Source organism: Niastella vici (assembly GCF_002077945.1).
Lineage (GTDB): Bacteria > Bacteroidota > Bacteroidia > Chitinophagales > Chitinophagaceae > Niastella > Niastella vici.
The window spans coordinates 424,539-437,181 of sequence record NZ_LVYD01000124.1; the positions used below are offsets into that span (position 1 = coordinate 424,539).

General features: G+C 44.5%; 10 protein-coding genes. 2 read left to right on the forward strand and 8 right to left on the reverse strand.

The genetic code is table 11. The annotated features are described in order from the left end of the window. Positions 1–1,539, forward strand: a complete 1,539-nt coding sequence (locus tag A3860_RS39295) for a SusD/RagB family nutrient-binding outer membrane lipoprotein (RefSeq protein ID WP_081156066.1) — start codon at positions 1–3, stop codon at positions 1,537–1,539. Between the two features lie 178 nt (positions 1,540–1,717). Next, positions 1,718–3,439 carry an IlvD/Edd family dehydratase gene (locus A3860_RS39300; RefSeq protein ID WP_081156067.1) on the forward strand — a complete coding sequence of 574 codons (1,722 nt, stop codon included), beginning with the start codon at positions 1,718–1,720 and terminating at the stop codon, positions 3,437–3,439. A gap of 36 nt (positions 3,440–3,475) precedes the next feature. On the opposite strand, the gene A3860_RS39305 is transcribed toward A3860_RS39300, so the two are convergent. The 8 genes from A3860_RS39305 to A3860_RS39340 form a co-directional block, all read right to left on the reverse strand. Continuing rightward, on the reverse strand, positions 3,476–4,921 hold the full coding sequence (locus tag A3860_RS39305; protein ID WP_081156068.1) for a hypothetical protein: 1,446 nt from the start codon (positions 4,919–4,921) through the stop codon (positions 3,476–3,478). Positions 4,922–5,061: 140 nt separating this feature from the next. Continuing rightward, positions 5,062–7,461, reverse strand: coding sequence for an ABC transporter permease (locus A3860_RS39310; RefSeq protein WP_081156069.1), 2,400 nt, complete (start codon positions 7,459–7,461; stop codon positions 5,062–5,064). 229 nt (positions 7,462–7,690) lie between these two features. Then, the gene (locus A3860_RS39315) at positions 7,691–8,254 is read right to left on the reverse strand and encodes a hypothetical protein (RefSeq protein ID WP_081156070.1); all 564 of its coding nucleotides are present in this window, start codon (positions 8,252–8,254) and stop codon (positions 7,691–7,693) included. After that, positions 8,251–9,408, reverse strand: a complete 1,158-nt coding sequence (hxsC, locus tag A3860_RS39320) for a His-Xaa-Ser system radical SAM maturase HxsC (RefSeq protein ID WP_081156071.1) — start codon at positions 9,406–9,408, stop codon at positions 8,251–8,253. The genes A3860_RS39315 and hxsC overlap by 4 nt, the downstream gene beginning before the upstream one ends. A gap of 1 nt (position 9,409) precedes the next feature. Beyond that, complete coding sequence (hxsB, locus tag A3860_RS39325) at positions 9,410–10,822, reverse strand: His-Xaa-Ser system radical SAM maturase HxsB (protein ID WP_143774500.1); 1,413 nt, start codon at positions 10,820–10,822, stop codon at positions 9,410–9,412. A gap of 227 nt (positions 10,823–11,049) precedes the next feature. Beyond that, a complete protein-coding gene (gene hxsD / locus A3860_RS39330; RefSeq protein ID WP_081156072.1) occupies positions 11,050–11,424 on the reverse strand; it encodes a His-Xaa-Ser system protein HxsD in 375 nt (124 codons plus the stop codon). Between the two features lie 11 nt (positions 11,425–11,435). Next, positions 11,436–11,735: a hypothetical protein gene (locus tag A3860_RS39335; protein ID WP_081156073.1), complete on the reverse strand. Its 300-nt coding sequence runs from the start codon at positions 11,733–11,735 to the stop codon at positions 11,436–11,438. Positions 11,736–12,161: 426 nt separating this feature from the next. Beyond that, on the reverse strand, positions 12,162–12,635 hold the full coding sequence (locus A3860_RS39340) for an RDD family protein (RefSeq protein ID WP_081156074.1): 474 nt from the start codon (positions 12,633–12,635) through the stop codon (positions 12,162–12,164). Between the last annotated feature and the right edge of the window lie 8 nt (positions 12,636–12,643).

Genomic DNA, 12,643 nt, shown 5'->3' on the forward strand with positions numbered 1-12,643 from the left:
ATGAAAAAGATTGTCAATTATAGTCTGCTTGTTTGGTCAATATTGATCATGGCTTCCTGCGAAAAAGGATTGTCTGATCTGAACGTGAACAAAACGAGCCCCACCGGGCTCGACCCGGCCTTGTTGCTAAACCAGGCTGTTATCAATACGTCGTTCCCCGTAAAATCAATGGTGTTCGACATTGGCATTGTACAGCAGATGGTAACGCCCAATGGCGGTGTGCTGGCCGGCGCCAATTTTAACCAGGACAGCAAGGATGTTACCTCGCAACCTTTATGGACGGCCTATTATCAAAGCGTGATCAAGAACACCTATGACGCCCTTACCCGAACAAAGGATAATGCCGCGCGAAGCAATATGTACAATATGACACGCATTTTTCAATCATATGTTTTTATGATATTGACTGATGAATATGGCGACATTCCCTATTCACAGGCCGGCGCCGGATTATCGGACCGCGTGTTGTTCCCAAAATACGACCGGCAGCAGGATATTTACCCAAAGCTTATTCAGGAGCTTACAGATGCAGCAACAGCGCTGAGCACAAAGGGCACCATTGAAACCGGCGATGTACTGTATGCCGGCGATATTGCCAAATGGAAAAAATTTGCTTATTCCCTGCTCTTGCGCGCAGGGATGCGGTTGAGTAAAATAGATGCCGCCAAAGCGCAAAGCACCGTACAGGCGGCTGTGGCGGGCGGCGTCATTACCGACAATGCCGACAATGCTTACATCCGTCATGATGCCAATTTTACGCAACCGATCGGCGGTACGCTCAATGGCAGTGAAGCAGCGAACTTCTACCTTACCAAACCTTTTGTTGATCAGTTGAAGAATACCAGTGACCCACGCCTGCAGGCGATCGCGATCAGGTATGTTGGTGCAGGCAGCGGCGCCGGACAAACCGTGGCTGCAGGCAGCACTGATCCTTCCAAACAAATTGGTATGCCCATCGGGAAAGACAATGGCACCGTGGGCGCTGCCGCAACGGCCGATGGACTGGCAAGCTTTTATGATTACAGCCAGGTCGACCGCCGCCGCATGGTGAAGATCTCCTCGCCCGTGTTCCTGGTAACGGCTGCACAAACCAACCTGTTGCTGGCCGAAGCCCGCTTTCGCGGCTGGATCACCAGCGGTACGGCCGCACAATATTTTGCCAATGGCATTAAAGCAAATATGGACCAGATGGCTATGTACGACGCCAATTCCGCCGTTTCCGCCACGGCCCGCGATACCTATATAACGGCGAACCCGCTTACCGCAGGTACTGAATTACAACAGATCAATACCCAATACTGGATCGCTTCTTTTTTGAACGGTCCGGAAGCATTCGCTAACTTCAGGAGAAGCGGCTTTCCGGTGTTGACACCAAACCCGTATGGACAGCCCAATAACCCGGATGTACCGAATGGCACGTTTATCAGAAGGCTTACCTACCCTACTTCGGAACTGAGTGTGAATACCGACAATGTAAATGAAGCCATTGCCCGGCAGGGAGTTGATAAGTTAAGTACACGGATCTGGTGGGACAAGTGAGTTATATTGTTAAAATAGTGAATATAGGAATATGAAGTAAGACGTAGGAAGTAGGAAGCGCCCTAATCTTCAGACCTCTGAATAATGGCAGCGCTTTGAAATTATCGGGTATTTCTTACCTCCTACTTCTTACCTCCTACTTCAAAAAAAATAACCACATATCTCTAACTACAAACAAATGAAACAAGAGAAAAAACTAAGGAGCGCCGACTGGTTCGGTAAAGACGACAAGATGGGATTTGTGCATCGCTCCTGGTTCCGTACCCAGGGCTATCCCGACGATTATTTCCAGAACAAACCCGTGATCGGCATTTGTAATACCTGGAGTGAGTTAACGCCCTGCAATGGGCATTTGCGCGATCTGGCCGAAGTAGTGAAACGAGGCGTGATAGAGGCCGGCGGGGTCCCCCTGGAATTCCCCGTTACTTCGTTGGGCGAAACCGTTATGCGGCCCACCACGATGTTATTCCGCAACCTGGCCAGTATGGATGTGGAAGAAACCATTCGCGCCAATCCTATCGATGGCGTGGTGCTGCTCACCGGTTGCGATAAAACAACGCCTTCTACGCTGATGGGCGCCTGTAGTGTGAACCTGCCCACCATTGTAGTGCCCGGCGGTCCCATGCTGAACGGACGCTTTCGTGGTGAATGTATGGGCAGTGGCACCTTTAACTGGCTGATCAAGGAAAAACAGGGTGTTGAAAATTATAGTGCAGCAGATATCCTGGAAGTGGAAACCGGCGTGGCCCGCAGCCAGGGCCATTGCATGACCATGGGCACCGCCAGCACCATGGCCTGTATGGTAGAATCGCTGGGCCTTACCCTGCCCGGCGCCGCCGCCATTCCGGCGGTAGATGCCCGTAAAAAAGTAATGGCCCAATTAAGCGGCCGGCGTATTGTAGAAATGGTGCGGGAAGACCTGAAACTATCGCAGATACTCACGCGCGCTGCTTTTGAAAATGCCATTGTCGTCAATTCTGCCATTGGCGGTTCCTCCAATTTTATTATTCATTTGCTGGCCATTGCCGGCAGAATAGGTGTTCCGCTCACCCTCGAAGACTTCGATGCCATTGGCAGCAAAGTGCCGTTGTTATTGAACCTGAAACCATCGGGCCAATACCTGATGGAAGATTTTTATTATGCCGGCGGATTGCCCGTGATCATCAGGGAAATGCAATCGTATTTGCACAACAACACCATTACCGTTAACGGAAAAAGTATCAGTACAAATAGTGCTTCTGCTGCCTGTTATAATGCAGCTGTGATCGCCACGGTGGAACAACCGTTGAAACCGGCAGCTGGTATGGCCGTGCTGAAAGGCAATTTGTGTGAACAGGGCGCCATCATAAAGCCTTCCGCTGCTTCGGCACACTTATTAAAACATCGTGGCCGTGCGGTGGTATTCGAGAATATAGAAGATTATCATGCGCGTATAGACGATCCGGCACTGGATATTGATGAACATTGCGTGATCGTTTTGAAAGGCGCAGGACCGGTAGGTTACCCCGGCATGCCCGAAGTAGGCAATGTAGACCTGCCGATGAAATTGTTGCAACAAGGTATTAAGGATATGGTACGTATTTCGGATGGGCGCATGAGCGGTACGGCCGGCGGTACGGTGATTTTACATGTATCGCCCGAATCATCGATCGGTGGCGTGCTTGCCCTGGTACAGAATGGCGATATCATAGAACTGGATGTAGCAGCCCGGAAGCTGCACCTCGATGTGAGCGATGAAGAACTGGCAGCGCGCAAAGCACGCTGGCAGGCGCCTGCCCCCCGGGCAACACGCGGTTATGTAAAGTTCTATATCGATCATGTGCAGCAGGCGCATCTGGGCGCCGACCTCGATGTATTACGTGGTGGGTCGGGCGATGAGGTAGTGCGGGACCTGCATTAGCGATTATAAGGGATACCAGGGATATCTTTCCTGCTATCAATCCTTTTCATCAATGGGAAAGAATTCTAAATTATATTTTTTTGATAGCGGCATTACGATGGCCGGTTCCATCAGCACATATTCATAGAATGCTTCGCCTGGCATTCCTACAAACCGTTTCTTTTCCTTATTATCAATCAAACATAAGTTGAGCAATTTAATCAGGCGCTGCATGTCGTTGTAATCGTGCGTACCTTCTTCAGAATAGCCCAGCTTGTAGATCGATTTATTATATTTCACAAAAAGGCTGTAGTGATAGTCATCTTTATTGATGGATTTAGTTACCTGGCCAATGGTGAAATGATTACATCCCTGCGCTTTAACCACCCATTTGAATTCATCCTCAAATAATTTAACATAATTTGTAGGCACATCGCCATCCTCGCGGTAAAATCCAATAAGCAGGTTGTTGGCACGGAAAAAATCGTGAATTACCCCGTATTGATGTTTTATAGCGATCTCGAACTTCATCAATTTATTCAGCCTGATCTCAGGAAGATCACAACTTACAGCAACCTTATTTAAATCAGCTACCAGGCTATTGATCTTCTCTTCAGGCATTAAAAAGACAGGCATAATTTTTTCCTTCTTTATATTCTTTGCAGCCAGCATTTGAGCGTGGCGATCTTTATCGAGATAGTAAGTAAGTTTATACAGATCCGTTGTTTCAAAGTCTTTTTGAAGCAACAGCTGAAACAACAGGTCGGTTGCTCTTTTGGCAGTGGACCCGTTTTCTGATAAACAAAGATGATCAAAAAGATTTCCTTTCTCAAATATGCCATACCGGCTGCCTAAAGAAAGATATTTCACCCTGTCATGGATCAGATCATCAACAAGTATTTGCAGGTAATCAAGCGCTTCTTCATCTTTACCCATTTGAACCAGCCAGTAAACCAGGTCGGCTTCCTCATGGTATTTAATATCAAGATTGGGCCTGCTTTTAAAGTAATCGACTATCATTTGATAACTCTCCGGATACAACGACTGGGTCATAAACTTAAGCTTCCGGTACCGGAGATGCGCTTGCGTTGACTTTTCAAACTGCATTCCATCAAAATAAGCATTGATCAATGCTGTTGCTTCTTTCGATGACCGCCAGAAATTACAGGATTCAAAATTAAAACATCTTGCTCCGTCCCCCACCGTATCAGCCAGGACGTCTTTTATGAACTGTATTTTTGAAGATTCTGAATAGGTTGGGCTCTCCAGAATTGCTTTCAGTATACCATCGCCCAATTCCATTTTGGCCGTATATTTTGGAATGGAATCGCTACACACAAAAACAACTGCAGCGGGGTCAATACCGGTAACTTTGACTGTTTTACGTTTTTGATCAGCAAGAATAAGCTGGTCGAATGGTGCATTGAGGTTGTTTTTATTACTATTCTGCGCTGTCATTATCCGGGGTAATAAGATCAATAAAAAAGAAATCAGTTTTCGCATTTGCTTTTGTGATACGTATAAGGATTCATTTTTCTGCCGTCAATATACAAAAAAAGCAAATACATGGCAGGTTGCCCCCGATGTATTACGTAGTGTGCCGGGCGATGAGTAATCCGGCGCCGCCGGTTGCGGGTACCGGCTCACTCATTCCGCAACGACCGCACCGGGTTCACCAGCGCCGCTTTTACCGATTGCCAGGCGATGGTAGCAAATGCAATGCCCACGCAGATAATACCGGCTTCCAGAAATACCAGCGGCCCTATGCTAATGCGGTAAGCAAAATCCTGCAGCCATTTATTCATGGCCCAGGTGCACAGGGGAATGGCAATGACGATGGCAATGAGCACCAGCTTTATAAAATCTTTTGACAACAGTAGCACGATACCGCTCACTGATGAACCCAACACTTTGCGGATACCTATTTCCTTTACCCGCTGTTGCGCCATAAAGGTGGAGAGGCCTAACAAGCCCAAACAGGCAATACAAATAGTGAGGCAGGAAAAGAAAGTGAACAGTTGGCCGAAATGCTGGTCGGCCGAATATTGCGCATTAAACGACTCGTCGAGGAAATGATACAGGAACGGCCGTTGCGGCGCTACTTTGTCCCAGGTCCTTCTCAGTTTGGCCAGCGTTGCGGGGATATTATCACCTTTGATGGCAACAGAGATGCGGTTGAGGTTATCGGGATACCCATATCTTAAAGTCAAAGGTTCTACCGGCAGGTGAAGCGAGCGGAAATTAAAATCCTTTACCACGCCGATAATGGTTCCCTTCCTTCCCCATTGATCAAATTTTTTACCCACGGCATCGGCCGGGTTGGAATACCCATACAGCTTTGCCGCTGCTTCATTGATGACCATCGATTGGGCACTATCGGTAAGGAAAGACCGGGAATAATTTCTACCGGCCACCAATGAAATATGATAGGTAGGAATGAAATCAAAATCTATTTCATAAATAAGCGGCCCGAGACCTGACATTTGTCCGCCAGGCGCTTGTATTTGTGTATAGGCGTTTGGCAGAAATTCACCGGGAACGGCACGCGAGGATGCCACCGAAATAACACCGGGTTCACCGGCAATGGCCCTCTTAACAGTTTCAATATTCTGCTGCACTTTTCCATCGCCTTCAAAATCGAGGATCAGCATCTGGTCATCCTGAAATCCCAATTCATGCCGGTCAAGGAATTTTAACTGGGTGTATACGATGATAGTTCCGGCGATGAGCGCAATAGATAACGTGAATTGAAAAACGACCAGCACTTTCCGCAAGGAAATACTTTCACCTGAGGGATTGAATTTTCCTTTTAATACAGCGATGGGTCTGAACCCCGACAAGAACCAGGCCGGATAAATGCCGGCCAGCAAACCAACAACAATGGCAAACCCGGCCACATAAACGAATGTGAGCGGGGAGAAGAAATTTGCATAAGCCATCTCCTTTCCCGATAATTTTTCGATCAGCGTAATGCCGGGACGCACCAGCACCAATGCAATGAACGCAGCCGCCAGGGTGAGCAGGATTGATTCAAACAGGAATTGCCACATCAGCCGGGAAGGCAATACACCCAGCACCTTCCGTACGCCTACTTCTTTTGCCCGCTCCAGGGAACGTGCGGTAGACAGGTTCATAAAATTGATACAGGCAATAAGCATTATAAAAATAGCGATGCAAGTAAACAGGTAAATATTGAGCAGGTTACCCGTGGGGCCAGGCTGGCGGCTGGCTTCTGAATGCAGGTAAGCATCTGTCATCTTTTCAAATGCGATCGTATATTTTTTGTCTGTATTATGCCGTTTAAGAAAATCCGTCTTTTTTGCCTGTAGCGATTGAATGCTGGTATTTTCTTTCAGCAGCAGATACGTATAAAAATCAACATAGCCCCACCAGTCAAAAATTTCCGCTCTGAATTTTCGCATGGTGGTCATGGAGATCAGTCCGTTAAAAGTGAATTGCGAATTAGGTGGCACATCTTCCATGACGCCGGTGACAATAAAATTATTCTGATTATCGACCCGCAGTGCCTGGCCTACCGGGTTTTCATTCTTGAACAGTTTCTGCGCTACTGTTTTTGTGAGTACAATACTATAGGGAGACGTCAATGCCGTTTTGGGATCGCCATAGATCATTTTCCAGCTGAACACATCGAATGCGGTGGAATCCATGAACAGCAGGTTATCCTGTTGGAACCGTTTTTCGCCGCGTTGCAGCAACATACTGGAAGGGCTCATAAACTGCACCACTTTTTCTATTTCAGGAAAATCGGCCTGCAGGGCGGGCCCTAATGGCGCACAACCCCAAACCTGGTAATCTTTAGGCGATGGGCTTGCACCCTTTTCAGCACCACCGAACACCTGTGTAACCCGGTAAAGGCGGTCCTTTTTAACGTGGTACTGATCATATGACTTTTCATGATAGATATACAACGTGATGAGCACGCAACATGCCATGCCTATTGCCAGACCGGTGACGTTTATTAAACTGTAAAATTTACGTTTCAGCAGGTTACGCCAGGCGATCTGAAAATAGTGACGGAGCATGGTTGTCGATTTAGTGCCAATGAAGGAACAAGCCGTGTGCCATTACGGAAGTAGCTGTAAACTAAGGGAAATGATTGTATTCAGTGTTCACATGTGGGCAGCGGGTGTGCGGTTTTGATACAGTGGAGGGGGCTTTTCTTATCGTGGTTTTTAAATGATACGTTTTCTTCCGGGCACATGCTTTTTCACTTTTTGGCGCCCTGGTTATTTTATATACCTATTTTTCAAGTTACTTTTCACCAGGAACGCAATGTATCCTGAAAGAATAAGTATCATCCCAAAAATACTCATTAGAAAAAAAACTCTTCTGGCCCTGTATAAAGAAATTGGCTTTGATCAGGATACCACAATCTGGTTTTTTGTCTACAAAAAACAAATATCTTTCGATACATTCCTTATCTGGAACATAGTGATAGGAAAATCCATGATCGAGCATCGAGTAATCAGGAGCAGTTTCTTTCACATAGTCAACTGCTGAGAAATAGTTACTCTTTAACATGGTGTCATTGGGAATGATCCAGTAGCTGATACGCACCGAATCCACATCAAAACTGGTAACGCCACCATTCTTCATGTGCAAAACATATTTCAATATACATTTTTTCTCATTCATTGAATCAATTTGTAATTCACAGAATGATCTGGCAGATGTTTCGAGTATAGGTGCATCTTTTAAGTGGAAACTATATATTGCCCAGGTAGCAGCGATCAGTATGGCAACGATCTCTGTTACATTCTTGACTATCTCAAGCATACCTGCGTTTGCCAACAAAACCGCCTTTAACTTTCTCATGCATCTGTTTTTAATGGCGCTGTAAACGGCCGTATATGCTCACTATGCTTTTTTAGATTCCAGGTAAAAAGGCCGCCGCAATCCTGTAGTTTGGTGCAATTGTTACATTCCGGCAAATAACTTTGTTTCCAGTCAGAGATTGACTTACGGGCATATTTCCAAAGCTGTTGGGGCAATATACATAGTTGCGTGTTATAAATGGAAACGTGCATTCCCTGCCCTGCCAGGAATTCAACGGCTTCCCCCAATTCATCCATATAATCATAAGGATCTATCCACAATTTATCGATGTTGTGCGGAGTATACCCGATATATTCCAATCCCATAAACGTTACGTGTGCAGCAAACGGCAGGTTCTTGTAAATATATCGTGCCAGGCGGGTGAGCCGGGGAATGGATTGTTTGTGTAATACCACTCTTATCTCTATGCGTTGGTTATAACGGGCCAGGTTATGCAATCCCAGGATGGTTTGATTAAAGGCATCTTTGGCCTGAACAATATAATCATGGACCTGATAATAATCTGAATATACAGGAATACCAAGCATTAACCGGTCATACTCCAAATTTGCCAGCCGTTCGGCCATGGTATGCCAGGCAAAAGAACGGCCATTTGTCAGTAAATGGATTTCCGTATCTGGCAAATTGGTTTTAATATTCTCAAGTAATTGAAAGAATAATTCTCCCATTAAGGTAGGTTCTCCACCCGAAATACAGAGTTCGGGGCAATCCTTGGGAACCAAAGGAATCATTTTTTCATAAATACTAAAAATCCCTGGTATGTCATTCCTGTTGCGTGGAGGCTGGGAACACATGAGGCAATTGCTGTTACACCTTTCCGTAGCCAGGATGGAATTATGAAATGAATTGACCCGGTACAAGGTTTTGATATTACCATCATTTCCTACCACCACGACATCGCCTTCCTGCAAATGATCGAGCGAGGGGATCTTATATACGGAAGGATATCCATTAAGTCCTTCTTCCTGCTGAGAAGAGGTAAGGACACAGCTAAATTGACCGGCATTGATGCGCTGCTCTTCTTTATCACAAATTAGAATGGCTTGTTCGCCTGTCGCATCGGGATTCCTTGTTACCCGGCCAACTATAAAATCCTGAATATTCAGGGATACACCTTTTGTACGTAACAACATATTAAAATTGTGGTTTTACCCAGCTTTCGAAAATGCTTTTTATTTTTTTATCGCTATCCATCAATTCGATCAGATAACGAATGATCTCCATATTCCGCTGACAAAAAGTACTGGTAGGCCGGTATCCGATCATATCACCCTGCGTGGCATGATGATGGATTGGATCGGCACCGCAATACAATTGATAGGCGCAATCTGAGCAACCGGGCAGACTTTCATTAGTACCCGCCGCTACTATTTTACGTGCTTTCTCTCCATACATCAGATCCTCATAAGAATCCGTATCCAAATGCCCCAGCTGAAATGTAAAATCTTTCATTTCTGCCAGCATACGACTTTCATCACTGGCAAATACAGCTCCATCATAATTAAAAACAACCACATTAGTAACAGCACCCGTTGGAGAATTCAGATCTACATATCCCACCGGAAATGGAGTGAGTATCTTTCTTAAAATAATAGTAGCATAATCTTCCCGGAAGAATTCACCCTGGAGATTATACTCCAATATCCTGTTAAGCGCTTTTTTATAGAAAGAAAGGAACTTGTCCATCTCATATTTATTCTTTGCTTCGTTTTTCACCGCAAAACCATAGGGCGAAATAGGCCGCAGGAAAATATTCCAGAATCCCTGCCGGTAATATTCCTCTACAATTTCTATCGGGTGTTCAAGTGACAAATTTGTAGTTGTCATTAATGCGGAAACCCGTGATTTACCCAGGATCTTTCTAGATAATTCAATACCACGGATAGCCAGTTCATAACTATTTTTCCCAGGCCTTTTCCTGTTTTCGTTATGAACAGAAGCAGGGCCATCCAGTGAGGAAGAAATAAGAATATTATTTTCTTTGCAATAATTCAGCATTTCTTCATTAATAACAGCCAGGTTAGTACAGATCACATAAGTGACAGTTTTATTATGCAACAGAGCAAGTTCTTTAGTTCGATCAACAGCATACACAATATTATCAAAGGCCAGCAAGGCTTCCCCACCCTGAAATTCCATAGTAACATGTGGACTGGGCGATTGCATCATAATATCGATTCCTTTATCGATATGCGCCCTTGACATATCAAATTTGCCTTTATCCTGTGTTACCCTGGAAACCTGACAATAGTGACAGGTATGCTCACAACGCAGCGAAACAACGAACAAATGCAAGGTGGTGAAATTATCTAAAAAAGATTTTTTGGTACGGTACCGGGTAGCCAATACATCAATAAGAGTAGGAATAGGACTTTCAGCAATAAAATGTCCTGCCACCAAATCTCCATACAAATCGGCTTCCCCTTCTTTATCAAGCTCCTTTTGAACGAGTCTGGCAAAAGTGCCGGAAGGAACTACCAAATGGTCTCCCACTTCATTGACCAGCACTTCCTTTTGATCATTCAACCGGTGAAAACGGATCGGCATCAAATAATAATCGTTATTCTGGCGGCTATCAAAAAAGCCGCTTCTTTAAACTTTCTGTTAGTAGTGGCTATATCTGTGACTGACATAATTCGGGTTTTCTTCGGTGCAGATGAATAAAATAGAAGCAAATAGAAAGGTATGCTCCTGAAAATGGGTTTAGAATATCCATTCTCAGGAGCCTTTTATGCAAATAAATTTGTACTGTAACTCAATAAACTCTTTACGCCTTAAACCAATGGAGCAAAGCCAACGGGGTCAGAGATCTCTCCTGGCGGCGCTTCATCATATTCGCCATTGGAAAACGCCTTTGCCACCAGCAATTCTCTTATACTGCCGGTTTCATTATTTACAATATCCCGTAAATGAAAATCAACCAGGTCGCGTTCCAGTTTTTGCAGGTAATATGGAAGTTCTCCTTCTGAAATATTAGCATTAGGCATAGGCCGCAAGGTGATCACATAATCGCCACTTTCCTGTTGCACGTTTACGTGGAATTTATCACCAAACCAGTAAGTACACTTAAATACTGTTTGGCTGGAATAAAGGCTTCCATCAACAGAGGCGATAATTTCCCCGTTTTGGATACGATTTTTGCTTGTCATATTTATATTATTTAAGCAAACATGGCTCCTGAGTAGTGAGAATGGTGAGAACTATGAGAACTGTGGGAAGAATGAGAATTGTGTTGAGCTACAAACTTGCTTTGCCCAGGGTTTTGCGGGTTAAGTTTAAGTACCGGCATTTTTTTGGGCTTTGCAGCGTCTTTCGCATAATCGATGTTTTTACCGTCCGCAGCGGGAAGCTCCGGGAGAGCCGTTGCACTGGTTTTTTGTACGCCTAAAGCCGCAATGGCAGCACCAACAATGATTGCAATCTTTTTAGTAAGTCCTGATTTTCCTTTTTCGTGATTCATTATTAAGGGGTTTAGGGATTAATAGGTTTGAGTGTATTAACTAAAAATAGCCTATATTATTTTGCTGTGCAATACCTGTGGTAAAGGAAAGGCCGGGCTGCGTTATTTAATTGGTTGCACATTTTAAATATTAATTAAACTGACAGGAGATGATAATTAATTGAAAAAGAATAGAATCAGGTAACGGTAACCAATACTCACACCATTTGCCACAATGACCTAACGCTAACAAACAGAGTAAATTTATTGATCGAAATCAACAATTGATTAAGATTGGCAGGTAGATGGTAATAACTTTATAGACTAAGTGAAATCTTGTATTACAACTTTTGGTAGAACCCCATTTTGCAGCAGTGAACTGTTCTAAAAGCGACTATTAAAAGTAGTTTCATTATTAGGTGTCCTTGTTTTGCGCCGTAAGCGAAATTATTGTGCGTTGATTAAATGTTTTTCATCAATAACCATTGTTGATGTCCAACGATCCTGCCAGGGATTACAGGGCGAACCTAACGCGCTGAAAACACAAAACGGAACAGCTTTGCTGAAACCTCTGCCAAAAGCTTTACTCCAACTGATCTTGCTTCCATCATAATTTACAGCCCTTGTTTTTGTAATTAGCTTACCCAGCGATTTACCTTTGAACAATCCTTCAACAATCCCCATATACACTCCATACAGGAATATACTAACGATGCGATCAGCGAGGCCGAAGCCTGGAGAATCATCCATACTGTCAAATACAGATGGGTTTATAAGTGCCATGGCTGCTCCAAGGACGACCATTACTCCATAAAAACCCACGACGTCAATTATATAGTTAAGGAATCTTTTACCTGCATCGGCGCGAACTAAATTTTCTTCAAATACGAGCAGATCTGGATTTTCTGTGTGTGGTTCCATTTTTAAGA